General features: G+C 50.9%; 16 protein-coding genes. 11 read left to right on the forward strand and 5 right to left on the reverse strand.

The features are described 5' to 3' along the window. Positions 1 to 211 precede the first annotated feature (211 nt). Positions 212 to 2,914, reverse strand: a complete 2,703-nt coding sequence (gene ppc, locus HMPREF3050_RS08895; RefSeq protein WP_003760477.1) for a phosphoenolpyruvate carboxylase — start codon at positions 2,912 to 2,914, stop codon at positions 212 to 214. A gap of 261 nt (positions 2,915 to 3,175) precedes the next feature. Here ppc and HMPREF3050_RS08900 point away from each other — a divergent pair, with 261 nt between their 5' ends. Beyond that, positions 3,176 to 3,652, forward strand: coding sequence for a cyclic pyranopterin monophosphate synthase MoaC (locus HMPREF3050_RS08900; RefSeq protein ID WP_003780054.1), 477 nt, complete (start codon positions 3,176 to 3,178; stop codon positions 3,650 to 3,652). A 207-nt stretch (positions 3,653 to 3,859) separates the two neighbouring features. Continuing rightward, entirely contained in the window at positions 3,860 to 4,615 is a 756-nt protein-coding gene (locus tag HMPREF3050_RS08905) for a HesA/MoeB/ThiF family protein (RefSeq protein ID WP_070774501.1), read from the forward strand. Positions 4,616 to 4,689: 74 nt separating this feature from the next. Here HMPREF3050_RS08905 and HMPREF3050_RS08910 read toward each other — a convergent pair whose 3' ends face one another. The 3 genes from HMPREF3050_RS08910 to HMPREF3050_RS08920 form a co-directional block, all read right to left on the reverse strand. Continuing rightward, positions 4,690 to 5,178, reverse strand: coding sequence for a hypothetical protein (locus HMPREF3050_RS08910; RefSeq protein ID WP_070774502.1), 489 nt, complete (start codon positions 5,176 to 5,178; stop codon positions 4,690 to 4,692). 149 nt (positions 5,179 to 5,327) lie between these two features. Next, on the reverse strand, positions 5,328 to 8,255 hold the full coding sequence (locus HMPREF3050_RS08915; protein ID WP_070774503.1) for a valine--tRNA ligase: 2,928 nt from the start codon (positions 8,253 to 8,255) through the stop codon (positions 5,328 to 5,330). A gap of 135 nt (positions 8,256 to 8,390) precedes the next feature. Continuing rightward, positions 8,391 to 8,684 (reverse strand): helix-turn-helix domain-containing protein, encoded by a 294-nt coding sequence (locus tag HMPREF3050_RS08920; RefSeq protein WP_003744960.1) that lies wholly within the window; start codon positions 8,682 to 8,684, stop codon positions 8,391 to 8,393. Positions 8,685 to 9,300: 616 nt separating this feature from the next. On the opposite strand from HMPREF3050_RS08920, the gene HMPREF3050_RS08925 reads away from it, so the two are divergent. From HMPREF3050_RS08925 to HMPREF3050_RS08965, 9 genes are all read left to right on the forward strand, one after another. Next, positions 9,301 to 10,638 carry a replication initiation factor domain-containing protein gene (locus HMPREF3050_RS08925; protein WP_070774504.1) on the forward strand — a complete coding sequence of 446 codons (1,338 nt, stop codon included), beginning with the start codon at positions 9,301 to 9,303 and terminating at the stop codon, positions 10,636 to 10,638. Positions 10,639 to 10,692: 54 nt separating this feature from the next. Next, positions 10,693 to 10,989: a hypothetical protein gene (locus HMPREF3050_RS08930; protein WP_070774505.1), complete on the forward strand. Its 297-nt coding sequence runs from the start codon at positions 10,693 to 10,695 to the stop codon at positions 10,987 to 10,989. An 11-nt stretch (positions 10,990 to 11,000) separates the two neighbouring features. Beyond that, positions 11,001 to 11,192 (forward strand): hypothetical protein, encoded by a 192-nt coding sequence (locus HMPREF3050_RS08935; RefSeq protein WP_210399929.1) that lies wholly within the window; start codon positions 11,001 to 11,003, stop codon positions 11,190 to 11,192. Positions 11,193 to 11,288: 96 nt separating this feature from the next. Next, on the forward strand, positions 11,289 to 11,510 hold the full coding sequence (locus tag HMPREF3050_RS08940; protein WP_049230649.1) for a major capsid protein: 222 nt from the start codon (positions 11,289 to 11,291) through the stop codon (positions 11,508 to 11,510). A 5-nt stretch (positions 11,511 to 11,515) separates the two neighbouring features. After that, positions 11,516 to 11,821 carry a hypothetical protein gene (locus HMPREF3050_RS08945; RefSeq protein WP_070774507.1) on the forward strand — a complete coding sequence of 102 codons (306 nt, stop codon included), beginning with the start codon at positions 11,516 to 11,518 and terminating at the stop codon, positions 11,819 to 11,821. Next, entirely contained in the window at positions 11,811 to 13,634 is a 1,824-nt protein-coding gene (locus tag HMPREF3050_RS08950; protein ID WP_070774508.1) for a virulence factor TspB C-terminal domain-related protein, read from the forward strand. Before HMPREF3050_RS08945 ends, HMPREF3050_RS08950 begins: the two co-directional genes overlap by 11 nt. Further along, entirely contained in the window at positions 13,631 to 13,915 is a 285-nt protein-coding gene (locus HMPREF3050_RS08955; RefSeq protein ID WP_070774509.1) for a DUF2523 domain-containing protein, read from the forward strand. Before HMPREF3050_RS08950 ends, HMPREF3050_RS08955 begins: the two co-directional genes overlap by 4 nt. A 3-nt stretch (positions 13,916 to 13,918) precedes the next feature. After that, positions 13,919 to 15,088 (forward strand): zonular occludens toxin family protein, encoded by a 1,170-nt coding sequence (locus tag HMPREF3050_RS08960; protein ID WP_070774510.1) that lies wholly within the window; start codon positions 13,919 to 13,921, stop codon positions 15,086 to 15,088. A gap of 661 nt (positions 15,089 to 15,749) precedes the next feature. Then, positions 15,750 to 16,706 (forward strand): IS110 family RNA-guided transposase, encoded by a 957-nt coding sequence (locus HMPREF3050_RS08965; RefSeq protein ID WP_070774511.1) that lies wholly within the window; start codon positions 15,750 to 15,752, stop codon positions 16,704 to 16,706. 175 nt (positions 16,707 to 16,881) lie between these two features. On the opposite strand, the gene map is transcribed toward HMPREF3050_RS08965, so the two are convergent. Continuing rightward, positions 16,882 to 17,661 carry a type I methionyl aminopeptidase gene (map, locus tag HMPREF3050_RS08970; RefSeq protein WP_070774512.1) on the reverse strand — a complete coding sequence of 260 codons (780 nt, stop codon included), beginning with the start codon at positions 17,659 to 17,661 and terminating at the stop codon, positions 16,882 to 16,884. Positions 17,662 to 17,772: the final 111 nt, after the last annotated feature.

The following is a 17,772-nucleotide window of genomic DNA, read 5'->3' on the forward strand; positions in this document are numbered from 1 at the left end:
CCTTGTCCTGATTTAAATTTAATCCACTATACCGCGCTAAGGTGTGTCAGTACGTTGATCATCCGCAACGCCGAAGCGGCTGCCGTACCCCGGTAAACACAGTGATGCAGCAGAACAGTATGGGTTTTCGCGGATAAAGCCCGCGCTATGGTTTGCGCTTGGTCTAAAGGTCGTCTGAAACGGTTTTCAGACGACCTTTTTTCGTACTGCCTTAACCTGTATTGCGCAAACCTTGTGCTACGCCGTTGATGGTCAGGTGCACCATCAGGAGGGTGTGCGGGTCGTGCGGGTCTTTGCGCAGGCGTTTGAGCATGGCGACTTGCAGGCCGTTGAGCGCGTTCAGGTACGGAATCCGCAGGGCAAGCGAGCGGGCGAGGCTGCGGTTGTCGCGCAAGAGTTCGTCGGTTTGCAAAAGGTCAAGCAGGGCTTTGCGGCTGCGTTGGTATTCTTCCTTAATCATGCCGAAGATGACAGCGGCTTTTTCGGGCGATTCGCTCAAGCCAGCGTAGTTTTCGGCGAGGGTGATGTCGGTTTTCGCCATGACTTGTTCCATATTGGAGAGCATGGCTTGGAAGAAGGGGTTGTGCTGCGCGTGTTCCCGCAGGGCGGCGAGGGTTTCGGGTTTGCCTTCGCACAGGCTTTCCACTGCGCTGCCGAAGCCGTACCACGCGGGCAGCATGAGGCGGTTTTGCATCCATGAGAACACCCACGGTATCGCGCGCAAATCCTGAATCCGCGCCAAGGTTTTGCGGCTGGCGGGGCGGCTGCCGAGGTTGAGGGTGGCGATTTCTTGTATGGGGCTGGTTTGCAGGAAATAGTCGATGAAGTCGGGGTGGGTAATCAGCTCGCGGTAGTATTTGAACGATACGTCCGACAATGCCTGCATGAGCGCGGGTTCGGGGTCTTTTTGATCGGGCAGCAGGCTGGCTTCGAGCGTGGCGGCAACGAGGGTTTCGAGGTTGCGTACGGCATTGCCGGGGTCGGCGTATTTGGCGGTGATGACTTCACCTTGCTCGGTGATGCGGATTTGTCCGGCCACGCTGCCCGCCGGTTGGGCGAGAATGGCCTGGTAAGACGGGCCGCCGCCGCGTCCGACGCTGCCGCCGCGGCCGTGAAAGAGGCGCATACGGACATCGTATTTTTTGAAGAGTTCGACTAAACCCAATTCCGCCTGATAGAGGCACCAAGAGCTGGTCACGTAGCCGCCGTCTTTGTTGGAATCGGAATAGCCGAGCATGATTTCCTGAATGTTGTCGCGGCTTTGCAGCAGGTCACGGTACCATTCGTTGCTGAACATGGTTTCCATGACGGGGCAGGCGTTTTCGAGGGCTTCGATGGTTTCGAAGAGGGGGACGATGTTGATGCGGCTTTGCGGTTTGCCGTTTTCAACTGTCAACAGACCACTTTCTTTAAGCAGCAGCGCGAGGGCGAGCAGGTCGCTGGGCTGTTCGCAGTTGGAGATGATGCTTTGGGTAACGGCGTTTTCACCGAATTCGTCTTTGATGTTGCGCGCTTCGTTGAAAATCGCCATTTCGCGGCGGGTGTGTTCGCTGTAAGTGATGAACGGGCTGGACAGCGGCCGCTGGTGTTTCAGCTCGCGCAGCAGGACGGTTTGTTTTTCCGTTTCGGACAGGCTGCCGTAGTCTTCCAAACCGGCGTGTTTGAAGAGTTCGGCAACGACATCGGCGTGTTTTTCCGCGTGTTGGCGCAAGTCGAGCGGCATCATGTGGAAGCCGAACACGGATACGGAACGGATCAGGTCGGCGAGCCTGCCTTCGCCCAAAAGCGCGCTGCCGTTGTCGCGCAGGGAGCGTTGCAGCTTGTGGAGGTCGTCTGAAAACTCTTGCGCGGAGGCGTAAGGCATCATGAAGCCGAATTTGCAGCCCATACCCAAGCCGAGCGAGCGGGCTTTGCCCATCACGCGCGCCATGATGTAGGCGATGGCGCGGCGGTATGGCTCTTCGGTGCGGGCGATTTCTTCGTCGGGCGATTCGTCCGACAATGCCATCACGTCGTCGTTGACTTTGACGCGGCGGACGGAAAGCGGCAGCTCGCGGTAGAGTTTGTCGAGTTCGCCGCGGTAAAAGCGGAACACCGCGTCGGCATGGCGGCGGAAAGCAAAACGCAGGGTCTCGGCGGAGACAAACGGATTGCCGTCGCGGTCGCCGCCTATCCAGCCGCCGATTTTTAAGATGTCGGGCACGTCCACATCAGGATAAGTCGTCTGAAACTCGCGTTCCATGCTGCGGTAGAGTTTGGGCAGCGCCTCGAAGAAACTCATCGGGAAAATGGATACGCCGTTGTTGATTTCATCGTTGACGCTGAGTTTGTGGTGGCGCGTTTCGCTGGTTTGCCACAAGCCCAACAAGATGGTGTCGATTTCGCGGCGCAATTCCGCCAGCGCGTCGGCATGGGTGCAGCGTTCGCGGCGGGGCAGGAGGGCGCGGATGCGGCGGTTGAAATTCAACACGGTTTGGCGTTGCACTTCGGTCGGGTGCGCGGTCAGAACGGCGGTAACATTGGTCGTATTTAATTGTTTTTGAACCGCCTTGCCGCCGATTTTCGCCGCTTTGAGTTTGCGTACCGTTTCCGCCAAGCTGCCTTCCGCGCCGCCGTGTCCCGCCTCTTCGTGGATTTGGCGGCGGCGTTCGTGGTGTACGTCTTCGGCGATGTTCAGAATCTGCGCGAACAAGCCGCAGGCAAGCGTCAGGTCGTGGGTTTGTTGTTCGTCCAGTTGCGGCAAAACCTTCTCAATCAAAGCCGCGCTGTCGTCCGAAGTGGACAACAGTTTGACCGTTTCCACTACCAAAGGCGAGGCTTCTTCGTGCAGAAGTTTGTACAAAGACTGTTTCAAAAATTCCGCGTCTGCCGCTAGAGCCGCGTCTTTGGGATTGTTCAGGATATGCAGTTGCATGATTTTCTCTCTTTATTTATCTTAAAAACAAACGTAAAACATTGTATAGCAGGTCGTCTGAAACCGCCATCGGAAAGGTGTTGCAAAACACCGAAACTTGATGTAACCCGCGTCCGCACAAGCCGAGCCGTTAATTCCTTAACAAAACCGCCTGTGCATTTCAGTTCGATTATTCTGCCGTTCGTATCCGCAGCATAGTCCGAAGTGTAGAAATCCCGTAAAATACTGCGCCATAAAACCCTCTTTTCACGCAGGCACAGTATGTTCAACTTCAATTCCGTACGCGAAAACGACAAACGCCAACCCACCATCCGCACCGCCGTGGCAAGCGGCTCCATCAACATGAGTACCTCCGCCATCAAAGTTTTGGCGGAAAACGCCACCCAAAACGCAGGCATCCTCAACGTCGCCCGTATCGCCGCCGTCCAAGGCATCAAGCAGGTCGGACTGCTTGTCCCGCTTTACCAGCCCCTCCCCCTGCAACACGTCCGCGTCGATTTCGATGTCGATGTCGAACTCGCCTACGTCAAAGCCACCGTAACCGTTTCCTCTGAAGTCGGCAAAAGCATCACGACCGAAGCCGTCACCGGCGTCAACATCGCCCTCATATCCATTTACGACATGATGAAAGAAGTCGACCAGTCCATGATGATGACCCGCATCCACCTCGAATCCGAAAGCGGCGGCGAACGCGGCCCGTTCGTATTCGACGATGCCTACGAAAACATCGAATTCTGATTGAACAAAAAAAAGGTCGTCTGAAAACTGGTTTGAGGTTTCAGACGACCTTTGGCATGAGGCATACGGATAGATACAACAGGGGGCAAACGTCGGGACGGCGTTGCCCGTCTTGCTTCTAGCAGGTGGTTGCCCAGTCGTGACAATACCGAGAAACCCGCTCCGTTTTGCCCTTTCATCCGCGATACAACATTCAGACGACCCATCATGAACGACCACCAACTGCTCCGTTACAGCCGCCACATCCTTCTCGACGAAATCGGTATCGAAGGGCAGGAAAAAATCCTTGCCGCCAGCGTCCTCGTCGTCGGCTGCGGCGGACTGGGTGCGGCAGCCCTCCCGTATCTTGCCGCATCAGGCGTCGGCAAACTCATCATCGCCGACCATGACACCATAGATGATACCAACCTCCAACGCCAAACCGCCTTCACCGAAGCCGATATCGGACAAGCCAAAGCGCAAGTAATGGCAGGTCGTCTGAAAGCCGTCAACAGCGCGTGCGACATTACCGCCCTGAACGAAAAGCTGGACGAAGCCCGCCTGACCGAACTCATGCGTACCGCCGACATCGTCCTCGACTGCACCGACAACTACCCCACCCGCCAAGCCATCAACCGCGCCGCCGTTGCCACCCGTACCCCGCTGGTTTCCGGTGCCGCCGTGCGTTTTGAAGGACAAATCGCCGTGTACCGCTCCGACTTGCCCGACAGTCCTTGCTATGCCTGCCTGTTTGACGGCGACACCGCCGACGACGGCGCCTGCGCCCTGTTCGGCGTATTTTCCCCGCTGGTCGGCATCATCGGCGCCACCCAAGCAGCAGAAGCCCTCAAAATCCTCACCGGCGCAGGCGAACCGGCACACGGCAAACTGACGACCTACAACGCCCTCACCGCCAAATGGCAGACATTCCGCGTCCACAAAAATCCGGATTGCGGTGTATGCGGCAAACCGTATCGACCCTAGAGCGACAGTTCGTTAAAAGTGATAAAAGATAGGGAAACCAAGTTTCAGACGACCTTTGTTATTATCAAGAACAATTAAGAGACCTCGTATATAGTCACACAAGGGATGCCTGCAAATTCAGCAATTTTCTTGCACAAGCTGCTAGATGACACTTCGCCAACACCCGGGAAAACAACAGCAAAATCGGAATAAGCCATATCGGCATCAGTGGTATCCGACGGTAAAAAGCGATAATACAAATCTTCAGTTCCACAAACAGAACAAGTGAGATAGCCACCTTCGTCATCAAAATCAAACGAAGGCAATAGGTCTTCTATATCCATCTCCTCACCTTGAGCATAATGTTGACTGTAATGCGGACAAACAAGCTCGCCTTTTCCAAAGTTTTCCAAAGCAGTGAACAGCGTCGGCTCATCTTCAATCTGAAAGTAGATGCCGCGGGAATATCGGGCATTTTTTTCACCTACAAATTCAATAATTCCTTTGTTGGTAAACGTATAACCTAGTTCTCCATAATAAAAAACTTCTTGCAACTCAGGATAAATCCAACCTTGCTCCAGCATATAATTTCGGATCTGTTCTGCAAGCTCCTTTTTTTCTTCCCTACGGGAGATACAGGAACTATATAGTAGCGATGATCAGACATTTTTTTCCTTTCTAAAAAGGTCGTCTGAAACCCATTTTCAGACGACCTTTCCGTTTCTTCAACCTATCAGTCTTTCAACTTCGCCAACTGATTTTGAACTTTCGCCATTTTGTCTTCCAACTCCGCCAAATCGGCTTTGTCTTTTTCCACCAGATGCGCGGGGGCTTTTTCGGTGTAGCCGGGTTTGGAGAGTTTGGCGTTGAGTTTGTCCAAGGCTTTTTGCAGCTTCTCGGCTTCTTTGCTCAAGCGGGCGGTTTCGGCGGCTTTGTCGATTTCGACTTTCAGCATCAGGCGTGCGCCGTTGCAGACGGCGACAGGTGCGTCTTCGCTTTCGGGCAGGGCGGCGACTTGCTGTGCTTCGGTCAGGCGGGTCATCATCGGCAGGTATTTGAGGTAGTCCGCTAGGTCGTCCGCGCTTTCGACAAACAGCGGGGCTTTCACGTTGGGCTGGATGCCCATTTCGCCGCGCAGGTTGCGGACGGCGCCGATCAAATCCTGCAACACGGTCATTTGCTCGAAGGTCGTCTGAACGATTTGTTCGCGGTCGGCTTCGGGGAAGCGGGCGAGCATGATGCTGTCGGCGGTTTTGGCATCGCACATGGGGGCGACGGTTTGCCACAATTCTTCGGTGATGAACGGGATAATCGGATGCAGCAGGCGCAGGGCGGCTTCGAGTACGCGCAATAAGGTATGGCGTGTGGCGCGTTGGCGGCTGGCGCAGCCGGTTTGGAGCTGTACTTTGGCGAGTTCCAGATACCAGTCGCAATAGTCGTTCCACACGAAGCTGTACAGGGTTTCCGCTGCTAAATCAAAGCGGTAGGTTTCGTAGGCTTGCGTTACTTGCTCAATGGTCTGATTCAGACGACCTATGATCCACATATCGGGGAAGGAGTAGCCACGCGGCTCGGTGGCGGTGGCGGTTGCGCCGTAGCCGCAGTCTTGGTTTTCGGTGTTCATCAAGACGAAGTTGGTGGCGTTCCAGATTTTGTTGCAGAAGTTGCGGTAGCCTTCGGCGCGTTTGAAGTCGAAGTTCACGCTGCGGCCCAAGCTGGCGTAACTCGCCATGGTGAAGCGCAATGCGTCCGCGCCCATGCTGGGGATGCCTTCGGGGAAGAGTTTTTTCGTGGCTTCTTCCACTTTCGGCGCGGTTTCGGGTTTGCGCAGACCGGTCGTGCGTTTCACCAGCAGCTTGTCCAAGTCGATGCCGTCAATCAAATCCACGGGATCGATGACGTTACCTTCTGATTTGGACATTTTTTTGCCTTCGTGGTCGCGCACGATGCCGTGGATGTACACATCTTTAAACGGTACTTTGCCGGTGAAGTGGGTGGTCATCATAATCATGCGCGCCACCCAGAAGAAGATGATTTCGTAGCCGGTGACCAAGACGTTGGACGGCAGGAAGGCTTTGAGTTCGTCGGTTTCAGACGGCCAGCCGAGCGTAGAGAACGGCACGAGCGCGGAGGAGAACCATGTGTCCAATACGTCTTCTTCGCGGGTCAAACCGGTTTTGCCGGCTTGTTTTTCGGCTTCCGCCTGATTGCGGGCGACGTAAACATTGCCTGCTTCGTCGTACCACGCGGGGATTTGATGCCCCCACCACAGTTGGCGCGAGATACACCAGTCTTGGATGTTGTTCATCCATTGGTTGTAGGTGTTGACCCAGTTTTCAGGGATAAAGCGTACCGCGCCGCTGTCGACGGCTTTTTGGGCTTTTTCGGCGAGACTCAAGCCTTTGAATTCGCTGTCAGGCTCAGGAAATAGTGGCTGACTGCGGAAAGTTATTTGACCACTACCATTTTCATGCATTTGGTTAATACGATCCATGCTAACCTTATCCAATTGGTTTGGTTTACCCTTCATAGAGACAAACCATTGGCTGGTCAGCATCGGTTCAATCACCGAACCTGTGCGGTCGCCTTTCGGCGTCATCAGCGTGTGCGCTTTGATTTCGACCAACAAGCCTTGTTCCTGCAAATCTGCAACCATTTGTTTACGCGCGGCAAAGCGGTCCAAGCCTGCGTATTTTTCAGGCAGGGCAAAGCCTTGTTGCGCTTCGCCTTTGAAGTTGAACACTTCGGCGTTTGCCAGCACTTTGGCTTCCAAGTCGAACACGTTAATCAGGCGCGTGTCGTGGCGTTTGCCGACTTCGTAGTCGTTGAAGTCGTGCGCAGGCGTGATTTTCACGCAGCCTGTGCCAAAGTCTTTTTCAACGTATTCGTCGGCAATCACGGGGATGGTGCGGCCGGTCAGCGGTAGGATTAATTCTTTACCAATCAAATGGGTGTAACGTTCGTCTTCGGGATTGACGGCAACGGCCACGTCGCCCAGCAGCGTTTCGGGACGGGTAGTCGCTACGATAACGGCTTCGGCGGGATTGTCCGCCAGCGGATAGCGGATGTGCCACATAGAGCCTTGTTCTTCCACGCTTTCCACTTCCAAATCCGACACCGCCGTACCCAATACGGGATCCCAGTTCACCAAGCGTTTGCCGCGGTAAATCAAGCCCTGTTCATACAGGCGCACGAACACTTCGGTCACGGTTTCGGCGCGCACGTCGTCCATCGTGAAATACTCGCGCGTCCAGTCTGCGGAACAGCCCACGCGGCGCATCTGCTGCGTAATCGTGCCGCCGGAAACTTCTTTCCATTCCCACACTTTTTCCAAGAATTTTTCGCGGCCCAAGTCATGACGGGACACATTTTGCGCGGCAAGCTGACGCTCGACCACGATTTGCGTGGCGATGCCCGCGTGGTCGGTGCCGGGAATCCAAGCGGTGTTGCAGCCTTTCATGCGGTAGTAGCGGGTCAGACCGTCCATAATGGTTTGGTTGAAGGCATGGCCCATGTGCAGCGTACCGGTTACGTTGGGCGGCGGCAGTTGGATGGAAAAAGACGGTTTGGTCAAATCCATATCGGGCTGGAAATAACCTTGGGTTTCCCAGTTTTGATAGTGTTTGGATTCGATTTCGGCGGGATTGTATTTGTCTAACATGGTAAAAAATGCTGTCTGTAAAAGGGTTTGCGGGCAAACGTCTGTTTAAAAAATAATTGCGGATTATAGCGCAAAAAGGTCGTCTGAAACGGAATATCGTTTCAGACGACCTTTTTGAAACAAATCGAAACGGGCTTATTTGCCTTTATCGGATTTAGCTTCTTTCTTCAGGGAAGCGTACAACTCAGGGTCGCGGTTTTTCAGCAGGGAGGCAATCGCCAAATCGTCGCGGTTTACTTTTGCCAAGTCAACGCGTTCGATGTGTACCAAGCGCAGCAGCTCGCGTACAGGTTTGGGCATATTGCGGCCGGACTCGTAACGTGAACCACCGGATTGGGTTACGCCGATACGGCTCCAAAAGTCCATTTGGTTCAAACCGAGTTTTTTGCGGATATCGCGGATGTTGTCAATTTTCTCAAACGACTTCATGAAAATTCCTTTTTCTTCTGTATTGTTTGTTGATAAGCAATTCTGCTTCTTCACATTGGGAAAGTGCAAATTAGTTTTCGGCAGCAAAGTTCCTTACAGGGGAAATCATTAATTGCGACATAGAAAACTATCTATACTGAATTGTTAGACAGTATATTCGAAAGAAGTTTTGTAGAATTCTTCATAAATTGGCTAAATATTTCCAAGTTAAATATTTTATAGAAGAAAAAACATTTAAAACAATAGGATAGTAATTGGGCATCGGTAATATTTTACACAAATAAACAGTCGTTTCGGGAATGTTGCGTTTGACATTATTTATTATACATAATTGTTTTGCATGAAATTATGGAGAAAGTGCAGTGGAGATGGGCAGATTTGTCTATATCTCAGCCCGATGTTTAGATCTGGATTGGGTAGTCGGGAATGGTTTTGATAGGGGCAATTTAAAAAGGTCGTCTGAAAACGAGGTTTGTGGGTTTCGCCAACAACCTTGTTTATATTTCAGACGACCTTATATATTGCCACCAGAAAGGGACGGCTAACAATACTTAACGCACTTTTACTTTGAAAGTAATAGGGCTTTTTTATTGCCCGTCGTTTAAGGGATACCGCCATGAAAGACAAAATGGAAGATATCAAGAAAGCGTTTGCCGCCGACATGGCGGACGCGCCAGCGGACGGCAAGGCGGCGGCAGACGCTTCAAATCCTCCCCCCTTATCTAACAGGGGGGGAGCAGAAAACGCAGGGGCTTTGTCGGTCGAGCACGAGGAATTTGAAAAATATTCAACATTCATTACAGATGGAAAAGGCCGTCTGATTGAAGTCCCTTTGCGTCGCGGTGTCGCAAATTCCGCCTTTATCGACCAAATCAGTTTTTCCGTTCATGAAGACACATTGTGCCTTTATGCCAAAACACCGCTTTTTGGCAATGACGAGTTCATTCGTTACGCATCTTTGGCAATGACCGAAATATTCGGTTTTGGCATTGTTGAAAAAGCAAAACACAGTGGCGGACGTTTTTATGAGGAATGCTGGCTCATGGGAACGGATTCGGCTCAATACGGACGCGTTCATTTTGGCGGCCAAAACAATACGATGTTGTTCGAACTGACTGCAACGGGTTGCAATGCCGCTCTGACAGGTTGGGAAGTTCGTTTGTATGAATTTATCCAAAAGGCCATACGTCCGAAGATTACCCGTGTCGATATAGCAAAAGATTTTTTCAACGGCGAATACTCGCCAGAGCAGGCAAAAGCAGACCGTTTGTCGGGTCTGTTTACGAATCATCACATGATGCCGTGTGGTGAATCGGTTGGCACCGATTGGGAAGAAGCAGACGAATCTAAGCAGGTTAAAGGAAAAACCTACTATGTCGGTTCTCGTGAATCGTCTAAATACGTGCGCGTGTATGAAAAAGGCAAGCAATTAGGCGATAAATCAAGTAATTGGACTCGCTTTGAAATCGAATTCAAAGCCAAAGATATTGTGATTCCATTTGAAGTACTGACCGTGCCGGGCGAATACTTTGGTGGAGCGTATCCGATTTGCAGGCAGTTTCAAGAAAAAGCCGAACGCATTGAAACCGTTAAAAAATCGTTCCTGCTTACTTTTGAGCGCGGCCTTGAGTGCGCAAAAAACCAAGTCGGCAGAATGTTGAACGCCATTATTTCGCGTTTTCCTGAAAAAACAGACAGCGAAATACTGGCAATGCTGAAACCCGACCATGACAAGTTGCCGAAACGTCTTTCTCCTGAAGTGTACGCTGTCGAATACAACCAAGCCCCTGCCGTACATGAACGTGAAGACCTTTCGTCGGAAAACCTGCTTTTGCATATGGGCGTTATAGAAATGCGCGTGGACAAACGGGAAAAGTTGCAAGAAGAAATCCAGCGTCGTGAAGATGAAGAATGGGCATGGCGTGAATTACATGGTTTGAACTGGGCATTTTAAAAGGCAAAACGTCGTTGCCTGTGAATACGGCGTATTTAAACAAGGAAATTAAAAATGAATATCCAACTTCAAGGACAAATCGTAGGCGTCAAAAAATTCAACGGACAAATTGAAGGTAAGAACTTCGACTATTGCCGCCTGATTGTCGCCACACCTTTAGACAGCTCCCAAGGCAACGCACTGGGCAGCTCTACCACGGAATACGACTTCGGAACATCTGCCAACTTTGAGCAGTTCCGAAACGCCCAATTCCCGATCGAAGCAAACCTGAACGTAGAAATAGTTACTACAGGTAAAACGCAAAAACTGAAAGTCATCGGCTTCCAAGCCAAACAACAGTCCAAAGGTTAAAAGAAATGGCAATTTCCCATGTTTATGTAGTTCAGTCTCGGGAAACGGGGGACTTCCTATACCCGTCTGATACGGGTGATGTGGGACATACGCCGTTTGTAAACGAAGCCGGGTATTTTTACGAACGTGAAGAAGCAATAGAAACCGCATTGGAAGAAATTGGACAGAACTTCATCGTATTCGGCTTCATGGTCGAAATCTGAAAAATTTGAATGATTCAGACTCGGCGGGCGGTCTGAAAAACCCTTTCATAAAGCTCGCAAAACCAAATTTATCAACATTTCGTAAAGGAAAACAAAATGAACCTGAAACAAAAACTGCAATACGCCGTAGCCGGTGCATCCGTTGCCATCATGTCTTTGCCTGCAATGGCAGAAGACAGCGCGTTGATTACAGCCGCCAAAGCTGAACTGTCAGGCGCGAAAGAAGGCGTTTCGTCTATTGGCGCGGTTGTAATCGGTGTCGCTGCTGCAATGGTCGTTGTTGGTCTGATTATTAAAGCAGTACGCAAAGGCGGTTAATAGCAATGGGTTATCAAGTCGGCCGTGTCTGCCATTTCACACACGAAGCGGCGACAAACGAAGTGATGACCCATGTAGTGCCGACAATAGACAAAGACGGGGTGCTGCATCACCCCGTTTTTAACGGCTCTACATGGCAGTATAACGAACAGCAAGTCAAACTGACCTTTCCCGATTGCGACCCGATGGAATATCAGGTGTTGGGCAAAGAGATAGGTCTGATGTGCGTCTCAATCGTCGCCACGGTATTTGTCGTCAACCTAATCTACAAATTCATATTGTCAACGAGAGAAAAGAGTAATGAAGAATGATACCCGAAGCAATGTTCATCATCGGCATACTGCCTTATGCCTTGCTCTGTCTGCTGCTTTATTCGCTGCTCCTGTAAGCGCAGAAGTAGGACTGCCGCCGCCGGCACAACATCAGGGGGCGGGCTTTCCAAGCGAGCAAGCTTTGAGACAAAAAGGCTACGACCCGAAAACAGGCGTATGGCGCGTGCAAAGCCAAAACAACGGCAGACCGACCGTAACCAAGTCGGGCGATTCAATTAAAGGTAGTCAGTCGAAAACCATAACCGCAACGGGCAATTATGGAGAAAAAGCAACGATTCGGACGACACAGACGCAAAGTGTAAATATTCCGAAAGTAGAAAAGATTGCTGGTGGTACGCTTGCAGTTTTAACGGCAGCGGGCGGAGCGATTGGTTCGGATTTTGCCGCAAGAGCTTATAAACAAGCCCAAAATGGAGACTGGAGTGGAGCAGCTAGGGAGGGATTCGGGGCAGTTTTGGAAGGGTTGTCTAAACTTGATATAACTGATTTTGCTGGCGGTGTTAATCGGTTTTTGGATAAAACAGGTATACGCCCTAATTCGTCATCAGGGCAACTCGCACAAGCCGCCCAACAGGCAGCAACTGCCCAAGCCCAAGCCGAACAAAGCGGTAACCTAGGCGAAGCAATCGCAGCCGCAGCCGCCAAAAAAGCAGCCGAAGGCGCAGCCGCCGCAGCAAAGCAGGCGGAAGGATGGACGACATCAGGAAAAATGCTTGCCGAAGCCTCAAAGAACAAAGACGGTAGTTATTCGCAGCTTTATTTAAGACGTATTGATATTAGGTCAGGGTCTAATGTTAATCCCAAACCTGAAATTCAGGGTTATAGATGGCAAATTGACAAATACAACGGGATTTATAACTGGTCGCCTGTTAAATATGCAACTTGGTATAAAGGAAGTCTGCCCGAAGGCTATGATTCAGTTTCGGGGGCTATCTATACACCAATCACAAACGACGCCCAGCTACAAGATGCTCGAGCAAAAGTAACCTCTCAAACGCCTGCGGAGCAGCAAAAAATCATTAAAGAAATGACGCTCAATCAAAAGGACATCAAAGACATATTAGAGCGTATGTTGAATAACCAACAGACCAATCATGCCGAATTGATGAATCAGTTGTCCAAAATTGGCGATTCCGTTGAAAAATCGACGGTTTCAAATGAATTTACCCCGATGACCGCCGATTCAGCACCCTACACCCCGCAGGGTAGCAATACACCTCAACAAACACGATTCACGATAAACAGAGACGGTTCGATTACGACAACCATTATTCCGCGTCCTGATCTGAAACCAAATTCCACGCTTGCACCGACACGCAGCGAAATCATACCGACACCGAATAAAGGACAGAACACACCGACAACACCCAATAGTCCGAATACGCCTACAACGCCAGACAGTCCGAATGCACCGACGACGCCGAACAGTCCGAATACGCCGAATCAGCCAAACAGTCCGACAGGGCAGCAAAATCAAAACCAAGAGAATCAGAAGCAGGATTTTTGTCAGCAAAACCCGAATGCTGCGCAATGTATGCCGGGTGGCGATATGACCTATGAAGAAATCGTCTTGCCTGAAAACACAATAGATTTGGATTTTAGACCCGAAAACGTCTTCCAAACAGAAGGCGTTTGCCCGCAACCGAAAAGCGTGGATTTGGGCGCATTTGGGCAAGTCGAATTCAGCTATCAGCCGCTTTGCGACTTTGCCGCTAAATTGAGACCTGTCTTAATCATGATGACCATTCTTACCTGTGCATGGTTCGTCTATGGCGCATTGGAGGAGCTATGAATTGGGGTAGTTTGATAACAGCCGTATTAATGTCTGTGGCGGGCAGAATATTGAGCGCCATAGGGCTTTCTTTCGTAACAGTGGCGGGATTTCGCCAGTTGCAATCCTATTTCATCCAACAGGTTCAAAACCATATTGGCGGTTTCCCTGAAGACGCATTGCAAATCGTCTACATCATGGGCTTCGGCGTCATGCTGAATTGGATATTTGGCGCATTCACATTTATAGCAACGATAAAGGGCTTTAAGAAACTGTCCACTATCGTCAAAAGCGAGGGATAAAAAATGCTTTACCTATATACAGGCGTTCCCGGTGCGGGAAAAACATTGTATGCGGTTTCAAATCTTGTCAAACGCAAGGACTTTAAAGACCGTCCCATCTTCGTGGACGGAATCAAAGACCTAGACCACGACAAAATAAACTATTTCGATATACCCGAAGGCGAAAGCATTCAGACATGGCCGAAGTGGGCGCCTCCGGGTGCGATTATCGTCGTTGACGAATGTCAACGCATATTCCGACCGCGACCAAGCGGCTCGAAAGTGCCCGATTACGTCGCCGAACTCGAAACACACCGACAACGTGGTCTTGATTTCATTCTGATAACCCAACATCCCCGCCTGATAGACGTCCATCTGCGTGGACTGATAGAACATCACACGCATTTAGGGAAGACCAATCTAGGGCTGCGTCGTAAGATGGAATGGACGACAGGCGGCGCAAAAGACCCTGAAAGCAGGGCAAACATCAGGGAAGCCCTAATCAGCGTGTACAGGCTTGATAAAAGCGTGTACGGGCTGTATAAGTCTGCCGAAGTACACACCAAAATCAGGACGAAAAAAAGCAAACTTTTAATGCTGTTCCCGCTCGCCCTATGCCTCGTCGGTTATGGCGTTTGGTCGTTTACTGGATTTTGGGGCAAATTTTCAGGCGAAGGAGAACAGGCGAAGACGGCAAGTACGACGCAAACCGCCCAAGCACAAACACAGCCGTCAGCCGTATCGGCAAGTGAGCCTGTATCAAACGGACAGTATCCCAAAGCCGAAACAAAACCCGAAGAACCAAAGAAACCACATTTGAGCGAAGAAGACTATCAGCCCCGTATCGCAGATCGTCCCGAAACCGCTCCTATGTACGACGGCATGAACAAAGCCGTCAAAGCCATGCCGTGGCCTGCCGCCTGTATCAAATCAGAGAACCGCTGCACCTGCTACACTGACCAAGGCACCAAGATTAAAGACATCGGCAAACAAACCTGCTTGAACTACGTCAAAGACGGTTTGCCGTTCAATCCGTACAAAGCCCAAACAGCCGAAAACGCCAAACCGACGCAGACCGCATACACTCCCGACGCCCCGCAGGTCTTGACAATGGGCGGTGCCAGCCCGCAAAATTTGATGTATGACGGATACAATGATAAAGCCCTGACCAATGTGGGCGGAAAGGTAAATTGATGAATGCGGGATTAGCGTTTTTTTTAGGCGTATGGGCGGCAACGTCATACGAGCGTAAAGGCTGGAAAGGTTTTTTTAAGTATTTTATATTGCCTTTTTTATTTTTAAATTTTGTTGGTGTAGTAGCCAGAATTATTCTGAACGAATATTTTTAAGCTGCAAAAAAAGGTCGTCTGAAATCTAGACGACCTTTATTTTTAAGGAATTGGGATTTAAAGAGTCAAGGGGGAAGGTTTGTAAAGATTGGGCGTGATTTTTGCCCAATCTTTATGAATACCCCCTTTACTCTTTAAAGCACAAAAGCACGCTTGTGGTAGGTGGGCAGGAAGGGTTTTATTTCCTGCCCGCCTGCCACGTGGCGAACGTCCCCGAAGGGTCGCCGAAGGCAAAACCTATCATTTAAGGAACTGATATTTTTTAGGAGGGGGGGCGGTTTTGCCGAGTGCGCGGGGGGGCTCTCCCCACAGCACCGGCTTGGGCGAAGCCCAAAAAGGTATAATAAAAATCGGCAAAGGATTAGCTACCCTGAGCCGAAGCCGTCCAGCCTGACAAACGACCAAGCTCCCGAGGCTGACAAAAAGATTAGGCGGACGGCTTAACTGTTTGTGAAATTGAGTAGTATCAAAGAACCTAGATTCTGAATAAGTAAGGGTAATCAACCATGCGAAACGCCGCAGGACTGGATATATCGAAAGACACGATAGACGTCGCCGTCATCATTGGTGACAGCGTACAAATCAAGAAATACAGAAACGACGAAACAGGCATAAAGCAGATTCAATCATGGCTGCAAACATTTGAAGACTTGACCGTTTGCATGGAAGCTACAGGCAACTACTACGAAGCCGCTGCCGACTACCTCGCCGAAAGCTTCATCGTGCACGTCGTCAACCCCCTGAAAATCAGCAAATACGCCGAAAGCCGATTTGCCCGAACCAAAACAGACAAACAGGACGCCAAGCTCATCGCCGAATACTGCCAAACCGCAAAGGAGAAAGACCTCATACACAGACCAAAGCCTACCGAAGCACAATACAAGCTCGCCAGACTGACCGCAGCATACGCCCAAATCAGCCAAGAATGCACCGCCATGAAAAACAGGCACGAAGCCGCAAAAGACAGCGAAGTCCGCGCCATCTTCAAAAACATAATCCGACACCTGCAAACGCAGCTCAAAACCCTCAAAACCCAAATCCAAAAGCAGACGCAGACACCCCAATACCAGCCCCAAATTAAACGGCTGGAAACCATCCCCGCCATCGGCAGACTGACCGCCGCCGTCCTGCTCCAATACCTCACGACCGCCGACTTCCCGACCCCAAATAAATTTGCCGCCTTCGCAGGATTGAGCCCGCAACAGAAACAGTCAGGCACAAGCGTCAAAGGCAAAGAAAAAATCACCCGTTACGGTAACCGCAAACTGCGGACAGCCCTATTCATGCCCGCCATGGTCGCCTACCGCATGAAAGCCTTTCCCGCTTTCATCTCCCGCCTTGAAGCCAAAAACAAACCCAAAAAAGTCATCATCGGCGCAATCATGCGTAAGCTCGCCGTCATCGCCTACCACGTCCACACCAAAGGAGAAGACTACGACCCGACCCGCTACGCCGGCGCATGAAGACACCCGAAATAGAAACACGGCATTCCCGGAAAGAAACGCCGTGTAATTGTCATGTGCAAATATCACTCAATTTAAATATTATGCAAATCAATGGTTTGTAAATTAAATGTAAAGATGATATTGTCAAATAAAGTAGTATCTTTTTGCTTTGAAAGCGGGATGGTTTGACAGATTAGGGTTTGCCGGTGGCAGGGCTGATGGTCAGGATTTCGCAGCCGGTTTCCGTTACTAAAACTTCATGTTCCCATTGGGCGGAAAGCGAACGGTCTTTGGTAACCACCGTCCAGCCGTCGGGGAGGATGCGCAGGTGGCGTTTGCCTTGGTTAATCATCGGTTCGATAGTAAAAATCATGCCGGGCTTCAAAACCAGGCCTTGGCCTTTGCGGCCGTAGTGCAGGACTTGCGGGGCTTCGTGAAAGCCGCGTCCGATGCCGTGGCCGCAAAATTCCTGCACGACGGAATAGCCCGCGTTTTCGGCAACCTGCTGGCAGGCGTAGCCGACATCGCCGAGCGTGGCGCCGGGTTTGACGGCAGCGATGCCTGCCATCATGGATTCGTGGGTAACGTCAATCAGGCGTTGGGCGATGGGGGAAATTTTGCCGACGGCAAACATGCGGCTGGAATCGCCGTGGAAGCCGTCTTTTTTGATGGTCAGGTCGATGTTGATGATGTCGCCTTCTTTGAGCGGCTTGTCGTCGGGAATGCCGTGGCAGATGACGTGGTTGACGGAGGTGCAGCAGGATTTGGGATAGGGTGGGTTGCCGTAGTGCAGGGGGGCGGGATAGCCGCCTTGGACGTTGACGTGGTAGTCGTAAACGAGTTTGTCGATTTCGTTGGTGGTTACGCCGGGCTTGACGAATTGTCCGATGTAGTCGAGGGCTTCGGCGACGAGTTTGCCTAGTTCGCGCATTTTTTCGATTTCTTCGGGGGTTTTGATGATGATTTCGTTCATGTTGTTTCCTTGATGGTTTCAGACGACCTTGTTGAGGCACAAAGGTCGTCTGAAAGGGAAGGGGATGAGTCGGCAGCTTGTTTTATAGTGGATTAACTTTAAACCAGTACG

Origin of the sequence: Neisseria sp. HMSC065D04, assembly GCF_001815675.1 — a bacterium.
Taxonomy (GTDB): Bacteria; Pseudomonadota; Gammaproteobacteria; order Burkholderiales; family Neisseriaceae; genus Neisseria.

Excerpts from the sequence above, each read along its gene's own strand:
- ppc (WP_003760477.1), bottom strand. The coding sequence starts at position 2,914 with ATGCAACTGCATATCCTGAACAATCCCAAAGACGCGGCTCTAGCGGCA.
- HMPREF3050_RS08900 (WP_003780054.1), top strand. The coding sequence starts at position 3,176 with ATGTTCAACTTCAATTCCGTACGCGAAAACGACAAACGCCAACCCACC.
- HMPREF3050_RS08905 (WP_070774501.1), top strand. The coding sequence starts at position 3,860 with ATGAACGACCACCAACTGCTCCGTTACAGCCGCCACATCCTTCTCGAC.
- HMPREF3050_RS08910 (WP_070774502.1), bottom strand. The coding sequence starts at position 5,178 with ATGCTGGAGCAAGGTTGGATTTATCCTGAGTTGCAAGAAGTTTTTTAT.
- HMPREF3050_RS08915 (WP_070774503.1), bottom strand. The coding sequence starts at position 8,255 with ATGTTAGACAAATACAATCCCGCCGAAATCGAATCCAAACACTATCAA.
- HMPREF3050_RS08920 (WP_003744960.1), bottom strand. The coding sequence starts at position 8,684 with ATGAAGTCGTTTGAGAAAATTGACAACATCCGCGATATCCGCAAAAAA.
- HMPREF3050_RS08925 (WP_070774504.1), top strand. The coding sequence starts at position 9,301 with ATGAAAGACAAAATGGAAGATATCAAGAAAGCGTTTGCCGCCGACATG.
- HMPREF3050_RS08930 (WP_070774505.1), top strand. The coding sequence starts at position 10,693 with ATGAATATCCAACTTCAAGGACAAATCGTAGGCGTCAAAAAATTCAAC.
- HMPREF3050_RS08940 (WP_049230649.1), top strand. The coding sequence starts at position 11,289 with ATGAACCTGAAACAAAAACTGCAATACGCCGTAGCCGGTGCATCCGTT.
- HMPREF3050_RS08945 (WP_070774507.1), top strand. The coding sequence starts at position 11,516 with ATGGGTTATCAAGTCGGCCGTGTCTGCCATTTCACACACGAAGCGGCG.
- HMPREF3050_RS08950 (WP_070774508.1), top strand. The coding sequence starts at position 11,811 with ATGAAGAATGATACCCGAAGCAATGTTCATCATCGGCATACTGCCTTA.
- HMPREF3050_RS08955 (WP_070774509.1), top strand. The coding sequence starts at position 13,631 with ATGAATTGGGGTAGTTTGATAACAGCCGTATTAATGTCTGTGGCGGGC.
- HMPREF3050_RS08960 (WP_070774510.1), top strand. The coding sequence starts at position 13,919 with ATGCTTTACCTATATACAGGCGTTCCCGGTGCGGGAAAAACATTGTAT.
- HMPREF3050_RS08965 (WP_070774511.1), top strand. The coding sequence starts at position 15,750 with ATGCGAAACGCCGCAGGACTGGATATATCGAAAGACACGATAGACGTC.
- map (WP_070774512.1), bottom strand. The coding sequence starts at position 17,661 with ATGAACGAAATCATCATCAAAACCCCCGAAGAAATCGAAAAAATGCGC.